The organism is Ruegeria sp. C5, from assembly GCF_056537605.1.
Genome location: NZ_JBQFRX010000003.1, coordinates 404,365 through 424,309, shown reverse-complemented (window position 1 = coordinate 424,309; position 19,945 = coordinate 404,365). Strand labels below are relative to the sequence as shown.

Here is a 19,945-nt window from a genome sequence, read left to right as displayed (position 1 = left end):
CTTTCGCTGGACAGCCTAATTTGAGGTCAGCGTTATAGCAGCGCGCGCCTCAGGCTCAAGCCGGGGTCTGAGACCCAATAGCGGCGCCACCCGTCCAATCAGTTCGGCAGCAACGGGAACGGCAGTCCAACCCGCCGTGCGGCGCTTTTCGCCATAGGCCACGATGGACGGTTCATCCAGCGTGACGATTAGCACATATTTCGGATCATAAGCCGGGAAGATGGTGGCGAAGGTGGCAATCACCTTGTCCTCATAGTACCCGCCACGCGGCTTGGGTTTATCGGCAGTACCGGTTTTTCCCGCCACGTCGTACCCTTTGACATCACCAAAGCTGGCGGTGCCATCCGTGACCACTTTGCGTAGCATATTTTGCGCCTGCTTGGCGGTGTTTTCGGACATCACGCGAGGGCCGTATTGCGGGCCATTGCGGCGCAGGATCGTGGGGCTGACATAGTACCCGCCATTGGCAATCGCTGCGTAACCAGCGGCCAGATGCATGGGGCTGGTCGAAAGGCCGTGGCCATAAGAAATCGTCACGGTGCTCAACTCACCCCATTTCTTGGGCTTGAGCGGTTGCCCGCCCTTGGCCTCGACAATCTCGAATGGGGTTGGGTCGAACATGCCCAGCGCGTTCAGAAAATCCTGTTGCCGGTCGGCCCCGATTTGCAAGGCCAGCCGCCCGGTGCCTCGGTTCGAGCTGTACTTGATTACATCCGAGACACTGATCTCACCATAATTCTTGCCGTTAAACTCGCCAATCGGGAAGCGCCCGATTTTCATTGGGCCGGAAGTGTCAATGATGGTGTTGGAGTTCACCAGACCTAGCTGCACCGCCTGCGCGGCGGTGAAGATTTTGAACACCGAACCCAGCTCATAGACACCCTGTACATAGCGATTGAACAGCGGGCTGTCCGAGGGATCGAAGCCCGAGGTCGGTGGGCGCGGACGGTCATTGGGGTCAAAAGACGGCAACGACGCGGCCGAGACGACCTCGCCCGTATGGGCGTTCATCAGAACCGCCGAGGCTCCTTTGGCGTTCATGATCTTCATGCCGCCATAAAGCACCTGTTCCACCGCCGCTTGAACGGTCAGATCCAGCGACAGTTGCAGCGGCTTGTTGCCGTTGGCCGGGTCGCGCAGATAGCCGTCGAACTGTTTTTCGACGCCAGCTACGCCGATCACCTCGGCTGCGCTGACACCTTCGCGGCCAAAGCCCGAGCCGCCCAGAATATGCGCCGCGAGTCTGCCATTGGGATATAGCCGCATTTCGCGCGGGCCGAACAGGATGCCGGGATCACCGATGTCATGCACCGCCTGCTTCTGCTCGGGCGAGATGCGCTTCTTGATCCACAGGAATTTTCGCTTACCGGTGAAGTCTTTGACCAAACGCTCTTTTTCCAGATCAGGGAAAATAGCGACCAGTTGCTCGGCTGCGGCGATCGGGTCAATCATCAGCGGTGGCTGCGCATAGACAGAATAGGTGTCCAGATTGGTCGCCAGAATACGGCCTTCGCGATCCACGATATTGGCGCGTTGCATGGCGATGGAGGCCCCCGGCGCACTTGCCAATGGTTCTTGCGCCTCGGATGTCGCCAGAACGCCCATACGAAAGCCTACGACCGAAAAGGCGCAAAAGAAGAAAAGACCCAACACCAACAGGCGGCCCTCGGCGCGCGCGCGGGCGCGGTCTTTCATGTCTTCGTGGCGTTTGCGGATGTTCTCTCGCTCAATCGCCTTGGGGTTTTCACCCTTTGCACGGGCGTCGAGGATACGGGCCAGAGGGCGAAGTGGTGTGCGGGTCATGGAACCTGCACCTCGATCAGTGCCTGAATGTCAGTGACGTCCTGTATTTCAGGCGAGTCGACGATGGGCAGATCCGGGTCCTCGCCATAGGAAATCTGATCGGCGCGACCAAACTGCTCAGCCCGCAGAGGCAGCAAGCTGAGACGTTCGAAATTCAAGTCCGCCAGCTCACGCAAACGATCAGGCCGGTTTAGATAGGCCCATTCAGCATTCAGCACGGCGAGTCGCGCCTGCGCCATACCGATCTGGCCTTGCAGCGACTGCGTTTCCTTCAGCACCTGCTGCGTGCGGTAGTTCTCTTGATAAGCCCAAAGCGCCAGCCCGAACACGGATAGTGCAGTCAACATATACAGAATACTCTTCATCTTGCCCTTCCCCCCAATTGCGGCATGCCGATGGCCCGGGCCTCAATTTCCCCTGCCGGGGCATCCGTTCTTATCGCGACACGCAATTTTGCAGAGCGTGCACGTGGGTTTTCTTCAAGTTCCTGCTCATCCGGCCCAACGGCCTTGCGGGTCTTGAGTATGAATTGCGGCTTCTCCTGCTCCATCTCAGGCGCATAACGGTTGGCGCGTCCGGTTTTGCCCGCGCGCGATTGGAAGAACCGCTTCACCATCCGGTCTTCTATGGAATGGAAAGTCACAACGGCCAGTTGCCCCCCCGGCTTCAAAGCGCGCTCGGCGGCCATAAGCCCCTGAAACAGTTCTTCGTATTCTGCGTTCACCGCGATCCGTAGCCCCTGAAAACTGCGCGTCGCCGGGTGCGATTGGCCCGGTTTGGGGCGCGGCAGGCAGGATTCGATAATCTCGACCAGCCGCAGAGTTGTTCTGATCGGTTCTTCGGCCCGCGCCTTGACGATGGCCTTTGCTATACGACGACTGGCGCGTTCCTCACCGAAATGGAACAGGATGTCGGCCAATTGCGTCTCGGCTGCCGTATTCACCAGATCAGCTGCGCTTTCACCATCTTGGCTCATCCGCATGTCCAACGGACCGTCTTTCATGAAGGAAAAACCGCGTTCAGCCTGATCCAACTGCATGGATGAGACACCAAGATCCAGCACCACGCCGTCCAGATCCTGTGCATATTCATCCATGCGAGAGAACACGCCCTGCTGCATCACCAGCCGGTCACCGTATTCCCCAGCCCAGTTAGCGGCCATTTCAAATGCCAGCGGGTCGCGATCGACGCCAATGACTTTCTCGGCCCCGGCCTCCAGCAACGCACGAGTATAGCCGCCTGCGCCGAATGTGCCGTCCAGCCAGGCACCGGATACCGGCGCCACGGCGGCCAACAATGGGCGCAGAAGAACGGGGATATGAGGTTTGTCCGATGAGGTCTGAGCGCCGGCCATGCCGTCACCCATCCCCGATGCCATCGAGATACTGCATCGGATCGAAATCATCCGGCAGATCGTCAAGCCATTCCTCGGTCGTGGCCAGTTCCTCGGCCTCGTATGTCTCGGGCTTCCAGATCTGGAAGGTATCACCGGCAGCGATAAAGAACGCCTCGTTCTCAAGGTCGATCTTGTTGCGCAGCTTTGCGGGCAGCACCAAACGACCCGTTTCGTCCACATTGGTCGGGAAGGACTGACCATGGAACATCCGCTGAAGCATCCGACGCTGCATCGAGCCACGTGGCAGCGCATCGATCTTGGCATCCACCTCGTCGATCGCTTCCATGGTGTAACATTCAAGGTATTTGCGGCGGTGGTCGCCATAGACAATCACGAGTTCAGGATTGTCACCGGGTTGCCAGCTGGGGTCCGAGGCCTCAAGCACACGACGAAACGAGGCCGGGATCGAGACCCTGCCCTTCGTATCCACCTTATGCTGGCTTTCGCCTCTAAACCTGCGCGCCAAGACGACTGTCCCTTTCGCTTGCGCCCCACCTCAAAATTCACGTTCCCCCCGGAAGTAAAACGGCGGGTTGATCTGCTGCCACTGATCAACCCGCCGCATTGACCCGCTTTGCGGGATGTCCAGCTGCGCGCGCCACCTGGGGGGATGTCTGCTCGCCCGCGCGCCGGATCTGTTAAGTGATGAAAGCGAGATGCCTGTATGAAACCTGTTTTTGTATTTTTGGTTCGGGGTCGTTTGGTGCCCCTCAACTGTCCTCGCCCTCATCGGGTACACAAGGGATGCCATGGGAATTCATGGAAATCAATAGGAAATTTGCATATGGAGGCCTGATGCAGGCTTCAGATCAAGACTAATGCAATCGAAACTCGGATCAAATATGCCACAAATTGTGCTCCTGATGCTTACTAGCACTAAATATGCAAGAACTGACGCCTAAATTATTACCCCCATGAATTCCCAATAATTTTTAGAATTACATATTATTTGGCGCAGACACCCATGAATGACAGCCGAAGAGGACGAATCGCGGTCCCTTTACAGGCCATTCCCATAGTCGACCCATGCTTTCCCATAGCACCATCACCCCAGGCGCCGGACCTGCGGTGAGAAGAATTGCCCCTCTTGAGTTGACACAACATGCCCAAACAAACGCCAATTCCGCTCAATAGATAAGCGGTCACCATCACAGGGTCTGGACACACGAAACGCCAAGCACACGTGAAAACCAGTATTTTAAAGGCAATTATTGGGGCGTACCGGATTATCCTGCCAATCCATGCATTTGCTGCATAGCAGCATTGACGACGCGAACCATTGTGCAATCGCAGCATTTGCCTATCTTCAGTCTCAAGCAAACGCCGGACGATACCGGCAACAGTAAGAATGAACGGATCATGAAGATGGCAGTCGCAAGCACACAAACAGCTCTGAAAGGCACACCGGCAAATGGAATCTCAACGCTGGTTGAGACCGTGAAAACCCGGGTTGCTCGTTATCGCCTGTACCGTCAGACAGTCAACGAATTGTCGGGACTGTCAGATCGGGAATTGGCTGATCTGGGCTTGCACCGCTCGATGATCCGCCGGCTGGCCCAACAGGCCACCGAAGAGCAGATCGCGCGGTAAGCGCAACAAGAACACCGAGATCAGGTCCGTCTTCCTCCCTTTCGGACCTGTATTTCAGCGGCAGCGTCTCTCCTCCTCCCTGACGTTGCCGCACCTAATACCGGCCCTGACCGCCGGAACCTGATACATCGGGGCTCTCCTCCTCCCTGCCTCGATGTTGAAAGCGCGCGGCGACGTCTTCCTCCTCCCTGACGTCGCCGCGTCTTCCTCATACCGGGATCAAACCCGGGTTCGGATACATCGGGGCTTCCTCCTCCCTGCCCTGATGTAGAAAAGAACGGCGGTTCCCCTCCTCCTCCCTGGGAACCGCCGTTTTTCGTTTTTTGCGCACAAGATGTAGGCTGGGGTCGTGAACGCTTTGTCAGGAGTCTCCCATGGCCGCTTATTTCATCGCCCAGATTTCCATTCATGACCCGGATGGGTACCAGAAATACCTCGAAGGATTCATGCCGATCTTTGACCGGCATGGCGGAAGGCTTCTAACCGTATCCTCAAAACCCGTTGAAGTGATCGAAGGCAGTTGGGAAGAAGATGGGATCGTCCTGATGGAGTTTCCGGATATGGCTGCCGCAAACGCGTGGAAGGACGATCCGGACTATGTCGAATTGGCCAAGATCAGGCAAAAAACGGCGACGGCGAATCTTGTGCTGGTCGAAGGGTTGTAAGCTTCAGAACGGCAAGTCATCCTTGTTGGTCAGAAAGCGCGAGACCACTTTCTTCACCCCTGCCTTGTCGAAATCGACCTCGACTTTATCACCTTCGATGCCGATCACTGCGCCATAGCCGAATTTCTGGTGAAACACTCGCTCGCCCAGCGTAAAGCTGGCCACGGCTGTCGCATCAATCACAGTATTCCGGCTTTCTTTTGGCTGAGACATGCCATATTGCCCCTGCCGCGCCTGCATCCGCTTCCAGCCCGGAGAGTTATAGACATTCGCCTCGGCTGCGCGGGTTTCGATCCCGGCTGCCTGCTGACCACCACCATAGAGCCCCGGAGGTGTCAGCACTTCCACATGATCTTCGGGCAACTCATCAATGAACCGGGACGGCATCGAATTCTGCCATTGTCCGAACACCCGTCGGTTGGCTGCAAAGGAAATCGTACAGACTTCTTCTGCGCGGGTAATACCGACATAGGCCAGCCTTCGTTCTTCTTCGAGGCCTTTGAGACCGGATTCGTCCATCGAACGCTGAGAGGGGAACAATCCATCCTCCCACCCCGGAAGGAAAACCGCGGGAAACTCCAGCCCCTTGGCCGCGTGCAGCGTCATGATCGAGACCTTGGCCCCGTCGCTGTCCTGCTCGTTGTCCATCACCAGGCTGACATGTTCCAAAAACCCCTGCAGGTTCTCGAAATTGTCCAGTTGGTTGACCAGTTCTTTGAGGTTTTCCAATCGCCCAGGCGCCTCGGGCGTCTTTTCGTTCTGCCAATGCGCGGTATAGCCGGATTCGTCCAAGACGATCTGCGCCAGCTCGATATGCGTATGCTCGGGCGCGCCGTATCGGATCGGTGAAACACCGTCATCAATCACCGTTTCATCGTCCACCTCAATCCGAGGCCCACGCGTCATTGCATTCCACCGCGCCAACCCGTCGATCAGTTCGCGCAGCGCCTTGCCACCCTTGCCCTTGATCAGGCTGTTATCGACCGCGATCCGCGCCCCTTCGATCAGAGACACGCCATTCTCGCGCGCCACCACCTGAATCGTTTGCTGCGCCTTGTCGCCGAGGCCGCGTTTGGGTGTGTTCACGATCCGCTCGAAGGCCAGATCATCCTCGGGGCTGACCACCAGCCGGAAATAGGCCATGGCATCGCGAATCTCCATCCGCTCATAGAATCGAGGGCCGCCAATCACCTTGTAAGGCAGACCAATGGTCAAAAACCGATCCTCAAACGCCCGCATCTGGTGCGAAGCGCGTACGAGGATCGCGATCTCATCAAGGCTCATCGGCCGCACACCGCGCGTGCCACCTTGCATCGCGTCGATCTCTTCCCCGATCCAACGCGCTTCTTCCTCGCCATCCCAATGGCCGATCAGACGGACCTTTTCACCCTCTTCGCGGTCGGTCCAAAGCTCTTTGCCCAAGCGGCTTTCATTGCCACGAATGACGTTGGACGCAGCGGCCAGAATATGCGGGGTCGAGCGGTAGTTCTGTTCCAGCCGGACCACGAAGGAGCCAGGGAAGTCCTTTTCGAACCGCAGAATGTTGCCCACCTCGGCCCCGCGCCAGCCATAGATCGACTGATCGTCATCGCCGACGCAACAGATGTTCTTGTGGCCCCCTGCAAGCAGACGAAGCCAGAGATATTGGGCTACGTTGGTATCCTGATACTCGTCCACAAGGATGTAACGGAACCAGCGCTGGTATTGCTCCAGCACGTCCGGGTGGGTTTGGAAAATCGTGACCATGTGCAGCAACAGGTCGCCGAAATCCACCGCATTCAGCTCGCGTAGGCGGGTCTGGTATTGGGCATAAAGCTCGATGCCCTTGTGATTATAGGCCCCCGCATCCGCAGCAGGCACCTTGTCGGGCGTCAGCGCTCGGTTTTTCCAGTCATCGATGATCCCGGCCAGCATCCGAGCGGGCCAGCGCTTGTCGTCAATGTTGGCGGCTTGAGTAAGCTGTTTCAGCAGCCGTTTCTGATCGTCAGTGTCCAAAATTGTGAAGTTCGATTTCAGATCGACCAGTTCCGCATGGCGACGCAGCAGCTTGACGCAAATTGCGTGGAAGGTGCCAAGCCACGGCATCCCCTCAGCGGGTCGGCCCAGCATCCGCCCTACCCGCTCTTTCATCTCTCGCGCGGCCTTATTGGTGAAGGTCACCGCCAGAATCTCATTATCGCGCACCCTATGTGTCCTGAGCAGATGGGTGATCCGAGCGGTCAGAGCTTTTGTTTTGCCCGTGCCCGCACCAGCCAACATCAGCACCGGACCATCCAGCCGCTCAACCGCTTCGCGCTGCGCCGGGTTGAGATCGTTGAGGTACTCAGCCGAGGTCGCAGGCATCGCCCGCGCCGACAGCGATGCGCCTTCGAAGGCGTCCATTTCGTCAAAACTGCTCATGCCGGTAAACTACGCCGGATGGGCGCGGAGGGAAAGGGTTTGTTCACGGCTTGTTCGCTCAAATCAAATAGAATCATCCCTCCAAAGGGCGCAGCGAAGATATTCGGGGAAACGGACATTATTTACTCTTTCCCACGGGGGATTGATGCCGCAATGCAGCATGTGCAATAAGTTTGCGCAAAAGGGCGGCGTTTGCGAGCGTTAACATGCCGGTTCTACCCAGAACTACATATGTACGTGGCCGTATTGTCCGCCTATGCACAAGGCCACAGCCATTAAGACCGGGACCTGAAATGACAGACTTCAAGAAAATCCTGATTGCCAATCGCGGCGAGATTGCCATCCGTGTGATGCGGGCAGCCAACGAGATGGGCAAGCGCACCGTCGCGGTCTTCGCCGAGGAGGACAAGTTGGGCCTGCACCGGTTCAAGGCGGATGAGGCCTATCGCATTGGCGCAGATCTGGGACCGGTTGCGGCGTATCTGTCGATTGACGAGATCATCCGGGTGGCCAAAGAAAGCGGCGCGGATGCGATCCACCCTGGTTACGGTTTGCTTTCCGAAAACCCGGATTTCGTGGATGCCTGCGTTCAGAACGGCATCACCTTTATCGGACCCAAGGCCGAGACCATGCGCGCGCTTGGCGACAAGGCCAGCGCCCGGAAAGTGGCGATTGCCGCCGACGTTCCGGTTATCCCGGCGACCGAGGTGTTGGGCGACGACATGGCAGCCATCAAGGCCGAGGCAGCCGAGATCGGCTATCCGCTGATGCTGAAAGCGTCTTGGGGCGGCGGTGGCCGTGGTATGCGCCCGATCCTGTCCGAGGATGAGCTGGAGGAAAAGGTTCTGGAAGGCCGCCGCGAGGCCGAGGCGGCGTTCGGCAATGGCGAGGGTTATCTGGAAAAGATGATCACCCGCGCCCGTCACGTCGAAGTGCAGATTCTGGGCGACAAGCATGGTGAGATCTACCACCTCTATGAACGCGATTGTTCGGTCCAGCGCCGCAACCAGAAGGTCGTGGAACGCGCGCCTGCCCCGTACCTGACTGAAGAACAGCGCGCCGAAATCTGCGAGCTGGGCCGCCGTATCTGCGCCCATGTGAACTATGAATGCGCAGGCACCGTCGAGTTCCTGATGGATATGAACACCGGCAGGTTCTACTTCATCGAAGTGAACCCGCGCGTGCAGGTGGAACACACCGTAACCGAGGAAGTCACCGGCATCGACATCGTGCAGGCTCAGATCCTGATCGCCGAGGGCAAGACCCTGACCGAGGCCACCGGCAAGGCCACGCAGTCCGACATTCGCCTGAACGGCCACGCGCTGCAGACCCGCGTGACCACCGAGGACCCACTAAACAACTTCATCCCCGACTATGGCCGCATCACCGCCTATCGCTCGGCCACCGGCATGGGCATCCGCCTGGATGGCGGCACCGCTTATGCAGGCGGGGTGATCACGCGGTATTATGACTCTCTGCTGACCAAGGTGACCGCTTGGGCCCCAACGCCAGAAAAGGCGATTGCGCGGATGGACCGTGCGCTGCGGGAATTCCGTGTGCGCGGTGTTTCCACCAACATCGCATTTGTCGAAAACCTGCTAAAGCACCCGACTTTCCTGTCGAATGAATACACCACCAAGTTCATCGATGAGACACCGGACCTGTTCCAGTTCAAGAAGCGCCGCGACCGGGGTACCAAGGTTCTGAACTATATCGCCGACATCACTGTGAACGGGCATCCCGAAACCAAGGATCGCCCGATGCCGCGCCCCGACCTGAAAGAGGCCAGGCCCCCCGCGCCCAAGGCCGAACCGCAGATGGGCACCCGCAACCTGCTGGAACAAAAAGGCCCGCAGGCGGTGGCTGACTGGATGAAGGCGCAGCGTCAGCTGCTGATCACCGACACCACCATGCGCGACGGGCACCAGTCGCTGCTGGCAACCCGGATGCGCTCGATCGATATGATCAAAGTAGCACCCAGCTATGCTGCGAACTTGCCGCAGCTATTCAGCGTCGAATGCTGGGGCGGTGCAACCTTCGATGTCGCCTATCGCTTCCTGCAGGAATGCCCTTGGCAGCGCCTGCGTGATCTGCGTGAGGCTATGCCGAACCTGATGACCCAGATGCTGCTGCGCGGGGCGAACGGGGTTGGCTATACCAACTATCCCGACAACGTGGTGCAGGAGTTTGTGCGTCAGGCGGCCAAGGGTGTCGACGTGTTCCGCGTGTTCGACTCGCTGAACTGGGTCGAGAACATGCGCGTCGCCATGGACGCGGTGATCGAAAACAACAAGATCTGTGAAGGCACTGTTTGCTATACCGGCGATATTCTGGACCCGGACCGCGCCAAGTATGACCTCAAATACTATGTCGGTATGGCCAAGGAACTGCGTGACGCGGGCGCACATGTGCTGGGCTTAAAGGATATGGCGGGGCTTCTGAAACCGGCCTCCGCCAAGATCCTGATCCGGGCGCTGAAGGAAGAGGTCGGGCTGCCGATCCATTTCCACACGCACGACACCGCTGGCATTGCAAGCGCCACCATTCTGGCCGCCTCCGAGGCCGGCGTGGACGCGGTGGATTGCGCGATGGACAGCTTCAGCGGCAACACCTCTCAGGCAACGCTCGGCACCGTGGTCGAGGCGTTGCGCCATACCGAGCGTGACACCGGACTAGACATCAAAGCCATCCGTGAAATCAGCGATTACTTCGAGGCAGTGCGCGGCCAGTACGCGGCCTTCGAGTCCAGCCTGCAGGCCCCGGCCTCCGAGGTATATCTGCACGAAATGCCTGGTGGTCAGTTTACCAACCTCAAGGCACAGGCGCGTTCGCTTGGGCTGGAAGAGCGCTGGCATGAGGTCGCTCAGATGTATGCGGACGTGAACCAGATGTTCGGCGATATCGTCAAGGTGACGCCGTCGTCCAAGGTGGTCGGTGACATGGCGCTGATGATGGTCAGCCAGAACATGACCCGTGCGCAGGTCGAAGACCCGAACACTGATGTCGCCTTCCCCGACTCGGTGGTGGACATGATGCGCGGCAATCTGGGTCAGCCTCCGGGCGGGTTCCCCGATACAATCATCCAGAAGGTCCTGAAGGACGAGGCCCCCAACACCGAACGCCCCGGCAAGCATGTCGAAGCGGTCGATCTCGAGGCCACCCGCGCCGATTTGTCCAAACAGCTTGAGGGCAAAGAGATCGATGACGAGGACCTGAATGGATATCTGATGTATCCCAAGGTGTTCCTCGACTATATGGGCCGTCACCGCACCTATGGCCCGGTCCGTACCCTCCCCACGCGTACCTTCTTTTACGGCATGGAGCCGGGCGAGGAGATCACCGCCGAGATCGATCCCGGCAAGACGCTGGAGATTCGCTGTCAGGCCATCGGCGAGACGGACGAGAATGGCGAGGTTCGCGTGTTCTTCGAACTCAACGGTCAGCCCCGCGTGATCCGCGTGCCGAACCGTTTGGTGAAAGCATCAACCGCTCAGCGGCCAAAGGCCGAAGTTGGTAACCCCAACCATATCGGCGCGCCAATGCCGGGTGTCGTTGCAACTGTTGCCGCTGTCACAGGTCAAGAAGTCAAAGAAGGCGATCTACTGCTGACCATCGAAGCGATGAAGATGGAAACAGGTATCCACGCCGAGCGCGACGCGGTGGTCAAGGCCGTTCACGTCCAGCCTGGAGGTCAAATCGACGCCAAGGATCTGCTGGTCGAACTGGAATAACCGGTTTAGCCTTCTAAGCTAATAAGGGCCGTTCGGGGAACCGGGCGGCCCTTTCAACATCAGGAGGCCGCATGCTGACCATCACCCCGATCTACGCCGCGTTGATCGCATTTCTGTACGTCGCACTCAGCGTGAATGTCATTCGGCAACGCCGGGCGGGCAAAATATCGGTCGGGGATCATGGCGACAAAGCCATGATCAAGGCAATGCGAACGCATGCGAACTGCGCAGAATACGCTCCCTTTGCTTTGCTGCTTATCGCCATGGTCGAACTGCAAGATGCTGGCGGCTGGCTTGTGAACCTGTTGGGGATGTTACTTTTGGCGGGCAGGCTTCTGCACGCTTATGGTTTTGGCAAGACCCCACAGATCATCATCCTGCGCCAGATCGGAATGGGTCTGACCTTTACGGCCATATTGCTGGCGGCCATGGCGAATCTTGTTCTGGCTGTATGAGAACGTTTAGCCCGTCAAAACCTGCGTCTCGATCAAAGGAGCATGCGGGAGGCTAGGCTGCGCCTCTGCCAGTGTTTCATCGCTCTGACTGTAGATCACGGTGGTAAGAACAATCAGCGCCGCCAATGCCGCCATTTTAATGTCTGCAATATCTTTCATTTCCTCTGCCCAATCCCTTATTTCGTTCATTGCTATATCTCTTGAACACCGCAGCCCCGAATTTCCGTCGAAAGATTTTTTGCTGTTTTTTGTGTTTTTCCGCTTGCAGCCTCGTGTGGGAATTTATACATCCCTCCTCACTCAACGGCGCGGGCGTAGCTCAGGGGTAGAGCATAACCTTGCCAAGGTTAGGGTCGGGCGTTCGAATCGCCTCGCCCGCTCCATTGAGAGGTCTACGGACCATATAAGTATCTGATGCGGGCGTAGCTCAGGGGTAGAGCATAACCTTGCCAAGGTTAGGGTCGGGCGTTCGAATCGCCTCGCCCGCTCCAGATACCAAACTCTCCGAACATGCTGGTTCTTTCGCGATTGCTGCGGCATCTTTGCTGCACATGAAATTACGACGGAGATGCGGATATGCCCGATTACGTCATTCGCGCCTTAACAGCAGATGAACTTCAAACCGCCGTTGATTGGGCGGGTCAGGAAGGCTGGAACCCCGGGCTGCACGACGCGGTCTGTTTTCGCAGTTCGGACCCCGAAGGGTTCAAGGGCGGTTTCCTGGACGGCCAGATGATCGCGTCCGCATCCGCCGTGAACTACGATGATGCCTACGCATTTCTTGGCTTCTACATCGTGCGTCCCGAGTTTCGCGGCTCGGGATACGGATTGCAGGTCGCCGAAGCGGTCAAGGCACATTGCCAGGATCGTAACATGGGCATGGATGGTGTGGTCGAACAGCAGGACAACTATCGGAAATTCGGTTTTGAACTGGCGTATGACAATTATCGATTCGCGGGCACCGTCGGCGGCATCCTGGATGCCCTGGGTCGCGTGGAGGACACTCGGGTTCGTCCAATCAACGCACTAACCGATGATCTAAAGTCGTATGACCGAGGCCTGTTCCCCGCCGCGCGCGACACGTTCTTGCGCGGCTGGTTGGAGGCACCCAGCCACGTTTCGCGGGTGTTTGAGGAAAATGGGCGGATCAAAGGCTATGCAACGTTGCGACGCTGCCTGAGCGGGTACAAGGTCGGGCCTCTGTTTGCCGACAATCCACAAATCGCGCAGGCGCTTTTGGTTTCCCTTCTGACGACGCTACCCGCCGATCAGGCAAAGGCCGAGGTATTCATCGACAAGCCTAATCCAAACGCACAAGCCATGGAATTGGCCAAACAGTTGGGGCTGACCAAGGTATTTGAAACGGGGCGTATGTATTCCAGTCACGCGCCGGACATCGACCTTGACCGGATATATGGCATCACGACGTTTGAACTGGGTTAGAACGCCTTGAACGTCATCGTGGTCAGCGAGCGTTCGATATTGGGAATCACCAGCAGGTTTTCGTTGATGAAATGGCCCACATCCTCGGTTTCGGGGATGTAGAGCTTCAGCAGCAGGTCGTATTCGCCGCTTGTGGAATACAATTCGGAATGGATTTCACGCAGCGCGATCTCTTCGGCGACTTTGTAAGTGGTGCCGGGTTTACAACGGATCTGGATGAAAACGCAGGTGGACATGGGCCGGGCCTTGTTGGTTCGTGTTGCCCGCAGGCTGGCACGGGCCGCGTCCGGGTGCAATCCCCTGCAACAGTTTGCGACGAAGGCTTAAAGCGGTCTGGATAGGTCGCCCATCCGGGTCTATAAGCGCGCCTGTAGCAAAAGGAATTCGCCCATGCGCAGCGCTAAGATCAGCCGTCAGACCGCCGAAACCGAGATTTCGGTCGAGGTCAATCTGGACGGCACCGGCCAGTATGACAACCAGACCGGCGTCGGGTTCTTTGACCACATGCTGGATCAATTGGCGCGGCATTCGCTGATCAACATGACGATCCGTGCCAAGGGTGATTACCACATCGACGACCACCACACGGTCGAAGACACCGGGATTGCGCTGGGTCAGGCACTGACGCAGGCGCTAGGGGATAAAAAAGGTATTCGTCGGTACGGAGAATGCCACCTGCCGATGGATGACGCACAGGTGCGTTGTGCGCTGGATCTCTCGAGCCGTCCGTTCTTGATCTGGAACGTGGATCTACCGACGCAAAAGATTGGCACATTCGACACCGAGCTGGTGCGCGAGTTCTTTCAGGCGCTCAGCACCCATGGCGGGATCACCCTGCATATCGATCAGTTGCATGGTTTCAACAGCCACCACATTGCCGAGGCCGCCTTTAAGGCCGTTGCCCGTGCTTTGCGCGATGCGGTCGAAACCGACCCACGCAAGGCGGATGCGATTCCCTCGACTAAGGGCGCGCTGTAGATGCTGACAGCCATCATTGACTACGAGAGCGGTAACCTGCACTCGGCGGAGAAGGCGTTTCAACGGATGGCCCGCGAACTGGATGCGGGCGAGGTCGTCGTGACATCGGATGCAGATGTTGTCGCGCGGGCTGATCGATTGGTTCTGCCCGGTGATGGCGCTTTCCCGGCATGCGCCGCCGAGTTGCGCGGCCACAAAGGCATCTATGACTCTATGGTTGAAGCCGTTGAGCAGAAAGGCCGCCCGTTTCTGGGCATCTGCGTCGGAATGCAGCTGATGGCGACCAAGGGTCATGAATACTCCGCGACCGATGGTCTCGGCTGGGTTGCCGGTGATGTTGTGAAGATTGAACCCTCGGACAGCGCGCTCAAGGTACCACATATGGGCTGGAACGATCTGATTCTGGAAAGCGACCATCCGGTCTTTGACAGGATAAAATCAGGCGATCATGCCTATTTTGTGCACTCCTACCACTTCCGGGTGACGGATCCGGCGCAACGGTTGGCCTATGTGGGCTACGGGCAAGAGGTCACGGCCGTGATTGGCCGCGACACTATGGTTGGGATGCAGTTTCACCCTGAGAAAAGCCAAGACGTTGGCCTGCGGATGATCGGCAATTTCCTGACCTGGAAGCCCTGAGATTTACTGAACCCGTGTCCAGACCTGACCCCGGCAGACCAGACCCCCAACGGCACATCCCTTAACGGTCAGTTTGTTCTGGCTGTCCAGTGTCATTTTCGAACTATAGGTTTTGTCGCGATCCGGGGCCCAGATTTTGCCGTCGTCATAGCTGCCGTCACCCTCGGGGATCATGTCCCAGATGATTTGCTTGCCAAGGTTTTCGTACTCCAGCTGTTGGTTGCCTTGGGCATCAAATGCGCTGTCGATAGTTCCGCAGATGGCGCTGCCACATTCCGAAATCGACACATGCAAATAGCCGCCCGTATCGCCCGGAGCGGTCTTCCACAGCCCGTCTACCGGATCGGCAGCAAAGGCGGTGGTGGCCATCGCAGCGAAGACCGCTGCAAGAGAATATGTCTTCATGGTTATCTCCCTGTCTTTCCGGTCAGTCTGACCTGCCGTTCGGCACCGGGCAAGAATGACTTAGCGTCGCGTTGCGCCCCTGCCCTGCCTGTGCGATATCCCGCGCGTGTAACAGTGATATAGGGCCGCCCGACATGATCCTCTACCCCGCCATCGATCTGAAAGACGGCAACGCCGTGCGCCTGCTGCGTGGTGAAATGGATAAGGCGACGGTCTTTAACGAAGACCCTGCTGCGCAGGCCCGCGCCTTTGTCGAGGCTGGTTGCGAGTGGCTGCATCTGGTTGATCTGAACGGTGCTTTTGCCGGGGAGCCTGTTAATGCGGCACCCGTTGAGGCAATTCTGAAAGCCTGTGATGTGCCCGCTCAGCTGGGTGGTGGTATCCGGGACATGGCCACAATCGAGACCTGGATCGAAAAAGGTCTGGCGCGGGTGATTCTGGGCACCGTTGCAGTCGAAAACCCAGATCTGGTGCGCGAAGCTGCCAAAGCCTTCCCGGGCAAGGTAGCCGTCGGTATAGATGCACGAAACGGCATGGTTGCCACCAAGGGCTGGGCCGAAGAGACCGACGTACAGGTCACCGATCTGGCGCACAGTTTCGAGGACGCTGGCGTGGCAGCGATCATATATACAGACATCAACCGCGACGGTGTGATGCAGGGTCCGAATATCGAAGCCACGGCGGCGCTCGCGCAGGCGGTTTCGATTCCGGTGATTGCCTCGGGCGGCGTCAGCTCACTGGACGACCTGATCGCCCTGCGCGATTGTGGCGTCGAGTTGAACGGCGCGATCTCTGGCCGCGCGCTCTATGATGGCGCGATTGACCTGAAAGAGGCCATTCGCGCCCTGAACTGAGTTATTGAGCAGCTGCGGCAGTCAGTTTCGCCAGAGCACCGCGCATCTTTTCAATGACAGGGGATTTCTCGACCTCGTCGAGCTCGTCCATCGTCTCTTTCGGGTCTTCATAAGCCAGCCAGACCTGTCCATTTGCGTCTTCGTAGGCCTGCACCTTCAGCGGCAAGAACAGCCCCGCGCGCGGGTCGATCTGCATGGCGGGAGTGCCCAGAGCCGGGTTGCCGAAAATCAGCACCTGATTGGCCGGGATCGGCGTTCCGACCTTTTCCGCCCCCGCCGCGTGATCCACGCGGGCAAACACGGTGGCGCCCGCATTACCCACGGCGGCTTCCAGCGCGTCCAGCGCCTCGGCCACGGATTTGTTGGTTTCCACTTTGATGATGTCGTCAGCCATGGCGGACAGAGCGCCTCCGAATGTGAGAATTGAAGCCAAAAGAAGTTGTCGCATCTGCGTAATCCTTTTCATAAATTTCACCCCTAATTTCCATGGCTTCGCGACAGATCACAATCACAAGTCTGGCATCGGCGGGGCTTTGCCGGTACAGGTGCCCCGAGCAAAGGAAAGCCCATGCTGAAAACCCGCATCATTCCCTGTTTGGATGTCGCCGATGGCCGTGTGGTCAAAGGTGTGAAATTCGTTGGCCTACGCGATGCTGGTGACCCCGTGGAATCGGCCAAGGCATACGACGCCGCCGGAGCGGATGAGATCTGCTTTCTGGACATCCATGCGACGCATGAGAACCGCGGCACGATGTTCGATGTGGTCCAACGCACGGCAGAGCAGTGCTTTGTGCCTCTGACTGTAGGTGGTGGCGTGCGCACCAAAGATGACGTGCGGGCCCTGTTGCTGGCGGGGGCTGATAAGGTCAGCTTTAACTCGGCCGCCGTCGCGAATCCGGATGTGATTGCCGAGGCTGCGGACCAGTTCGGCAGCCAGTGCATTGTCTGCGCCATTGACGCCAAGACCGTCTGCCCCGGCAAGTGGGAGATATTTACTCATGGCGGGCGCAAACCAACAGGCATTGACGCGGTTGAATTTGCTAAAACCGTTGTTGCCAAGGGCGCGGGGGAAATCCTGCTGACCTCAATGGACCGTGATGGTACCAAGGCCGGGTTCAACCTGCCCCTGACCCGAGCGATCAGTGACGCGGTGGAAGTGCCGGTCATCGCGAGCGGCGGCGTGGGCAATCTGGATCATCTGGTCGAAGGTGTGACTAATGGTGGGGCCAGCGCCGTTCTCGCAGCCTCGATCTTCCATTTCGGCGAATACACCATCCAGGAGGCCAAGGAGCATATGGCCGCCGCTGGCATTCCGATGAGGCTGACATGAGCATTCTGCACGATCTTGCCGCCACGATTGAGGCGCGCAAGGGTACTGATCCTGACAGCAGCTGGACCGCCAAGCTGTTGGCCAAAGGTCCCGAGAAATGTGCCGAGAAATTCGGCGAAGAAGCCATTGAAGCAATCATCGAAGCCGCCAAAGGGGACAGGGGAAAACTGACCTCCGAGGCGGCTGATGTGCTTTATCACCTGCTAGTGATGCTGGCTGCGCGCGATGTTGCGCTGGATGATGTGCTCGGCGAACTGGCCCGTCGACAGGGCACCAGCGGCATCACGGAAAAGGCATCCCGACCAAAAGACTAAGCGGGTTTCGTGCGATGACCCGGCCCGCTATACTGCGGCTTCGGGTGCATTGAGGCAAAGGACGCGCAGATGATCAGAGCTTTGGTGTTCGCGGCAGCGCTTGCCACCCTCGCCGCCTGTGCCACCCCTCCCCCGTCTTCCGGAGATGAGGTCCAGCGGCTGGCGGCTGAAATCCAAAGCCTCGGCCCCGATATCGACCCGGAAGAGGCCACCCGCGCCGCCCGCATCGCCTATGCCTATACTGCGCAACTGGCGCAGGAATACGAGATCACCGACCCTCCGCTTGTCCACAACGCCAAGGTCAACAAGGGTCTGCGTCCGCGTGGTCTGTGCTGGCACTGGGCTGAAGATATTGAGCGGCGACTGGATCAGGAGCAGTTCCGCACTCTGGAAATGCACCGCGCCATCGCCAACGCGGATAACCCGTTCCGCATCGACCACAGCACTGCCATTATCAGCCGCAAGGGAGAGAGCATGTACGAAGGCGTTGTCTTGGATCCCTGGCGCTATGGCGGAGTGCTATTCTGGTCGCCCCTGGTTGAGGACACCCGTTACGAGTGGGTTCCACGCGAAGTGGTTCTGGAAAAGCGGCGACAGGAACAAACATCCAGCCCGTGAGACTGAGCTTCTGCGGGCAGTGATCGAAGCGCCATAGCGACCCGACGAAAGCGTTACCCGTCGCGCCCCGGCTCGTTTGGATTGCTGGAAAACAGCGCGATTTTGTTGCCCTGAGGATCGCGCAGATAGCCGACATAGAAATTCGGACCATACGAGGCGCGAAAGCCCGGCTGGCCTTCGTCAGACCCGCCTGCGGCAAGCGCAGCGGCGTGAAGGTCGCGAACCTGCTGTTGGGTGCGCGCCTCAAACGCCACCATGGACCCGTTGCCAGCCGAAGCCGCGCCTCCATCAAAGGGTGATTTTACATAGAACTCGGGCTGAACCGGGGATTGCCCCGGCGGCACTGGCAGCGCATAGCTCAAGTCTCCGTGATACCGCTCCAACGCATAACCAAGGGCGGGCAGGAACGCCGAATAAAACCGCTCGGCACGCGTGATATCGTCAACACCAACAGTCACATAAGCAATCATTCCGCATGGTCCTGTCTTATTGGTTTGCTGAATGGGTATAGGTCAATTGGACCTCCCCCTCAACAAATGCACCATTTCTGTTCAATTCAGGCCGGGACGTAGACACAAACGTCAGGGCCGTCACAGCTTGGACGAAATCACTCCAGTCGCAAACCCACCCATACGCAATTCGCCAAACAAGCGCTGATATTCGATCTTGGGGCAGCGGTTCATGACTACGTCGATATCGCGGGCCTGCGCTTTAGCAGCGACCTCGGCATGTTCAACTCCGATCTGCATCCAGATGGTGCGCAAGTCGGGAAACGCATCCAGCGCCTCGTCGACAATGGGTGGCACGGCCTCGGAGCGGCGAAAGATGTCAACCATATCGACGGGCTCGGGAATATCGGACAGCGAAGCCTGCACGGTCTGGCCAAACAGCATCTTGCCTGCATGGCCCGGATTGACCGGAATCACCCGATATCCCTTGAGCGACAGATAACGCGCCACGTAATAGCTGGGCCGCACCGGGTTCATTGAAACCCCAACCACCGCAACCACTTTGGTGCGCCTAAGGATTTGGGTCAGAACATCGTCGGAGTAGTCATTCATGAGCACACCATAAGCAAGCGCATGCAAAGAAAAAAGCGCCCAGGAAACTCCTGAGCGCCAGTTGTTGGAACGAGGGACAGTGAAATGACCCGCGGCAGTTCCATTCCGCGGTCACTGTGACATTTAAGCATGAGTTTTCTAAAAAAAAGAGGTCGCGCGCATTTTTGTGATGACACATCACAAAAGGCGGAATGCCGCCGAATGGGACCGTGCGCATTTCCTTCGGCGATCATGGTCAGAACGGCTCGTTACATAAGCCGCGC

At 58.1% G+C, this 19,945-nt stretch carries 22 protein-coding genes and 2 tRNA genes; 13 read left to right on the top strand and 11 right to left on the bottom strand.

What is annotated here, in order from left to right:
- Positions 1-15 precede the first annotated feature (15 nt).
- From ACR0AW_RS13670 to mraZ, 4 genes are read right to left on the bottom strand one after another with little or no spacing between them, the layout of a single operon-like run.
- A complete protein-coding gene (locus ACR0AW_RS13670; RefSeq protein ID WP_170392055.1) occupies positions 16-1,803 on the bottom strand; it encodes a peptidoglycan D,D-transpeptidase FtsI family protein in 1,788 nt (595 codons plus the stop codon).
- Positions 1,800-2,168, bottom strand: a complete 369-nt coding sequence (ftsL, locus tag ACR0AW_RS13665) for a cell division protein FtsL (protein WP_170732921.1) — start codon at positions 2,166-2,168, stop codon at positions 1,800-1,802. Before ftsL ends, ACR0AW_RS13670 begins: the two co-directional genes overlap by 4 nt.
- Positions 2,165-3,157, bottom strand: a complete 993-nt coding sequence (gene rsmH / locus ACR0AW_RS13660; protein WP_170733102.1) for a 16S rRNA (cytosine(1402)-N(4))-methyltransferase RsmH — start codon at positions 3,155-3,157, stop codon at positions 2,165-2,167. The genes ftsL and rsmH overlap by 4 nt, the downstream gene beginning before the upstream one ends.
- 4 nt (positions 3,158-3,161) lie before the next feature.
- Positions 3,162-3,629, bottom strand: a complete 468-nt coding sequence (mraZ, locus tag ACR0AW_RS13655) for a division/cell wall cluster transcriptional repressor MraZ (protein ID WP_480439182.1) — start codon at positions 3,627-3,629, stop codon at positions 3,162-3,164.
- A 935-nt stretch (positions 3,630-4,564) separates the two neighbouring features.
- Here mraZ and ACR0AW_RS13650 point away from each other — a divergent pair.
- Both ACR0AW_RS13650 and ACR0AW_RS13645 read left to right on the top strand, forming a co-directional pair.
- The gene (locus ACR0AW_RS13650; protein ID WP_170392061.1) at positions 4,565-4,789 is read left to right on the top strand and encodes a DUF1127 domain-containing protein; all 225 of its coding nucleotides are present in this window, start codon (positions 4,565-4,567) and stop codon (positions 4,787-4,789) included.
- Positions 4,790-5,163: 374 nt separating this feature from the next.
- Positions 5,164-5,454 carry a DUF1330 domain-containing protein gene (locus ACR0AW_RS13645; protein WP_170401405.1) on the top strand — a complete coding sequence of 97 codons (291 nt, stop codon included), beginning with the start codon at positions 5,164-5,166 and terminating at the stop codon, positions 5,452-5,454.
- Between the two features lie 3 nt (positions 5,455-5,457).
- Here the strand turns inward: ACR0AW_RS13645 and ACR0AW_RS13640 are convergent, their stop codons facing one another.
- Entirely contained in the window at positions 5,458-7,854 is a 2,397-nt protein-coding gene (locus tag ACR0AW_RS13640) for a UvrD-helicase domain-containing protein (protein WP_170732922.1), read from the bottom strand.
- Positions 7,855-8,147: 293 nt separating this feature from the next.
- Here ACR0AW_RS13640 and ACR0AW_RS13635 point away from each other — a divergent pair, with 293 nt between their 5' ends.
- Both ACR0AW_RS13635 and ACR0AW_RS13630 read left to right on the top strand, forming a co-directional pair.
- Complete coding sequence (locus ACR0AW_RS13635; protein ID WP_170732923.1) at positions 8,148-11,585, top strand: pyruvate carboxylase; 3,438 nt, start codon at positions 8,148-8,150, stop codon at positions 11,583-11,585.
- Between the two features lie 71 nt (positions 11,586-11,656).
- On the top strand, positions 11,657-12,040 hold the full coding sequence (locus ACR0AW_RS13630; protein WP_170392069.1) for an MAPEG family protein: 384 nt from the start codon (positions 11,657-11,659) through the stop codon (positions 12,038-12,040).
- 6 nt (positions 12,041-12,046) lie between these two features.
- Here ACR0AW_RS13630 and ACR0AW_RS13625 read toward each other — a convergent pair whose 3' ends face one another.
- The gene (locus ACR0AW_RS13625) at positions 12,047-12,229 is read right to left on the bottom strand and encodes a hypothetical protein (RefSeq protein WP_170512283.1); all 183 of its coding nucleotides are present in this window, start codon (positions 12,227-12,229) and stop codon (positions 12,047-12,049) included.
- 119 nt (positions 12,230-12,348) lie between these two features.
- Between ACR0AW_RS13625 and ACR0AW_RS13620 the strand changes: the two genes are divergently transcribed.
- The 3 genes from ACR0AW_RS13620 (at position 12,349) to ACR0AW_RS13610 (ending at position 13,483) form a co-directional block, all read left to right on the top strand.
- A tRNA-Gly gene (locus tag ACR0AW_RS13620) sits at positions 12,349-12,423 on the top strand.
- Between the two features lie 33 nt (positions 12,424-12,456).
- Positions 12,457-12,531, top strand: a tRNA-Gly gene (locus ACR0AW_RS13615).
- Between the two features lie 85 nt (positions 12,532-12,616).
- Positions 12,617-13,483, top strand: coding sequence for a GNAT family N-acetyltransferase (locus tag ACR0AW_RS13610; RefSeq protein ID WP_170594744.1), 867 nt, complete (start codon positions 12,617-12,619; stop codon positions 13,481-13,483).
- Here ACR0AW_RS13610 and ACR0AW_RS13605 read toward each other — a convergent pair.
- Positions 13,480-13,719: an Lrp/AsnC family transcriptional regulator gene (locus ACR0AW_RS13605; protein WP_170325761.1), complete on the bottom strand. Its 240-nt coding sequence runs from the start codon at positions 13,717-13,719 to the stop codon at positions 13,480-13,482. The genes ACR0AW_RS13610 and ACR0AW_RS13605 overlap by 4 nt on opposite strands.
- A 154-nt stretch (positions 13,720-13,873) precedes the next feature.
- On the opposite strand from ACR0AW_RS13605, the gene hisB reads away from it, so the two are divergent.
- The gene (gene hisB, locus ACR0AW_RS13600; RefSeq protein WP_170563807.1) at positions 13,874-14,461 is read left to right on the top strand and encodes an imidazoleglycerol-phosphate dehydratase HisB; all 588 of its coding nucleotides are present in this window, start codon (positions 13,874-13,876) and stop codon (positions 14,459-14,461) included.
- The gene (gene hisH / locus ACR0AW_RS13595) at positions 14,462-15,100 is read left to right on the top strand and encodes an imidazole glycerol phosphate synthase subunit HisH (protein WP_170732924.1); all 639 of its coding nucleotides are present in this window, start codon (positions 14,462-14,464) and stop codon (positions 15,098-15,100) included. It abuts the gene before it with no gap.
- Positions 15,101-15,103: 3 nt separating this feature from the next.
- Here hisH and ACR0AW_RS13590 read toward each other — a convergent pair whose 3' ends face one another.
- Positions 15,104-15,505 (bottom strand): DUF2147 domain-containing protein, encoded by a 402-nt coding sequence (locus ACR0AW_RS13590; protein WP_170392077.1) that lies wholly within the window; start codon positions 15,503-15,505, stop codon positions 15,104-15,106.
- Positions 15,506-15,639: 134 nt separating this feature from the next.
- Here ACR0AW_RS13590 and hisA point away from each other — a divergent pair, with 134 nt between their 5' ends.
- Positions 15,640-16,359 carry a 1-(5-phosphoribosyl)-5-[(5-phosphoribosylamino)methylideneamino]imidazole-4-carboxamide isomerase gene (hisA, locus tag ACR0AW_RS13585; protein WP_170392079.1) on the top strand — a complete coding sequence of 240 codons (720 nt, stop codon included), beginning with the start codon at positions 15,640-15,642 and terminating at the stop codon, positions 16,357-16,359.
- Position 16,360: 1 nt separating this feature from the next.
- Here hisA and ACR0AW_RS13580 read toward each other — a convergent pair whose 3' ends face one another.
- Positions 16,361-16,807 (bottom strand): DUF302 domain-containing protein, encoded by a 447-nt coding sequence (locus ACR0AW_RS13580; RefSeq protein WP_480439179.1) that lies wholly within the window; start codon positions 16,805-16,807, stop codon positions 16,361-16,363.
- 120 nt (positions 16,808-16,927) lie between these two features.
- On the opposite strand from ACR0AW_RS13580, the gene hisF reads away from it, so the two are divergent.
- From hisF to ACR0AW_RS13565, 3 genes are all read left to right on the top strand, one after another.
- On the top strand, positions 16,928-17,689 hold the full coding sequence (gene hisF, locus ACR0AW_RS13575; RefSeq protein ID WP_170732925.1) for an imidazole glycerol phosphate synthase subunit HisF: 762 nt from the start codon (positions 16,928-16,930) through the stop codon (positions 17,687-17,689).
- A complete protein-coding gene (locus ACR0AW_RS13570; RefSeq protein WP_170732926.1) occupies positions 17,686-18,003 on the top strand; it encodes a phosphoribosyl-ATP diphosphatase in 318 nt (105 codons plus the stop codon). The genes hisF and ACR0AW_RS13570 overlap by 4 nt, the downstream gene beginning before the upstream one ends.
- A gap of 69 nt (positions 18,004-18,072) precedes the next feature.
- Complete coding sequence (locus tag ACR0AW_RS13565) at positions 18,073-18,621, top strand: hypothetical protein (protein WP_170732927.1); 549 nt, start codon at positions 18,073-18,075, stop codon at positions 18,619-18,621.
- Positions 18,622-18,674: 53 nt separating this feature from the next.
- Here ACR0AW_RS13565 and ACR0AW_RS13560 read toward each other — a convergent pair whose 3' ends face one another.
- Positions 18,675-19,091, bottom strand: a complete 417-nt coding sequence (locus ACR0AW_RS13560) for a VOC family protein (RefSeq protein WP_170392087.1) — start codon at positions 19,089-19,091, stop codon at positions 18,675-18,677.
- A 120-nt stretch (positions 19,092-19,211) separates the two neighbouring features.
- Entirely contained in the window at positions 19,212-19,682 is a 471-nt protein-coding gene (locus ACR0AW_RS13555; protein WP_170732928.1) for a CoA-binding protein, read from the bottom strand.
- Positions 19,683-19,945: the final 263 nt, after the last annotated feature.

Bases quoted from the DNA above. Each gene is read 5' to 3' on its own strand.
- hisH (WP_170732924.1), top strand. From the start codon at position 14,462: ATGCTGACAGCCATCATTGACTACGAGAGCGGTAACCTGCACTCGGCG.
- ACR0AW_RS13630 (WP_170392069.1), top strand. From the start codon at position 11,657: ATGCTGACCATCACCCCGATCTACGCCGCGTTGATCGCATTTCTGTAC.
- ACR0AW_RS13670 (WP_170392055.1), bottom strand. From the start codon at position 1,803: ATGACCCGCACACCACTTCGCCCTCTGGCCCGTATCCTCGACGCCCGT.
- hisB (WP_170563807.1), top strand. From the start codon at position 13,874: ATGCGCAGCGCTAAGATCAGCCGTCAGACCGCCGAAACCGAGATTTCG.
- hisF (WP_170732925.1), top strand. From the start codon at position 16,928: ATGCTGAAAACCCGCATCATTCCCTGTTTGGATGTCGCCGATGGCCGT.
- ACR0AW_RS13560 (WP_170392087.1), bottom strand. From the start codon at position 19,091: ATGATTGCTTATGTGACTGTTGGTGTTGACGATATCACGCGTGCCGAG.
- ACR0AW_RS13650 (WP_170392061.1), top strand. From the start codon at position 4,565: ATGGCAGTCGCAAGCACACAAACAGCTCTGAAAGGCACACCGGCAAAT.
- ACR0AW_RS13605 (WP_170325761.1), bottom strand. From the start codon at position 13,719: ATGTCCACCTGCGTTTTCATCCAGATCCGTTGTAAACCCGGCACCACT.
- ACR0AW_RS13570 (WP_170732926.1), top strand. From the start codon at position 17,686: ATGAGCATTCTGCACGATCTTGCCGCCACGATTGAGGCGCGCAAGGGT.
- ACR0AW_RS13645 (WP_170401405.1), top strand. From the start codon at position 5,164: ATGGCCGCTTATTTCATCGCCCAGATTTCCATTCATGACCCGGATGGG.
- ACR0AW_RS13565 (WP_170732927.1), top strand. From the start codon at position 18,073: ATGATCAGAGCTTTGGTGTTCGCGGCAGCGCTTGCCACCCTCGCCGCC.
- ACR0AW_RS13590 (WP_170392077.1), bottom strand. From the start codon at position 15,505: ATGAAGACATATTCTCTTGCAGCGGTCTTCGCTGCGATGGCCACCACC.
- ACR0AW_RS13640 (WP_170732922.1), bottom strand. From the start codon at position 7,854: ATGAGCAGTTTTGACGAAATGGACGCCTTCGAAGGCGCATCGCTGTCG.
- ACR0AW_RS13610 (WP_170594744.1), top strand. From the start codon at position 12,617: ATGCCCGATTACGTCATTCGCGCCTTAACAGCAGATGAACTTCAAACC.
- ftsL (WP_170732921.1), bottom strand. From the start codon at position 2,168: ATGAAGAGTATTCTGTATATGTTGACTGCACTATCCGTGTTCGGGCTG.
- ACR0AW_RS13555 (WP_170732928.1), bottom strand. From the start codon at position 19,682: ATGAATGACTACTCCGACGATGTTCTGACCCAAATCCTTAGGCGCACC.
- rsmH (WP_170733102.1), bottom strand. From the start codon at position 3,157: ATGGCCGGCGCTCAGACCTCATCGGACAAACCTCATATCCCCGTTCTT.
- ACR0AW_RS13635 (WP_170732923.1), top strand. From the start codon at position 8,148: ATGACAGACTTCAAGAAAATCCTGATTGCCAATCGCGGCGAGATTGCC.
- ACR0AW_RS13580 (WP_480439179.1), bottom strand. From the start codon at position 16,807: ATGCGACAACTTCTTTTGGCTTCAATTCTCACATTCGGAGGCGCTCTG.
- ACR0AW_RS13625 (WP_170512283.1), bottom strand. From the start codon at position 12,229: ATGAACGAAATAAGGGATTGGGCAGAGGAAATGAAAGATATTGCAGAC.
- hisA (WP_170392079.1), top strand. From the start codon at position 15,640: ATGATCCTCTACCCCGCCATCGATCTGAAAGACGGCAACGCCGTGCGC.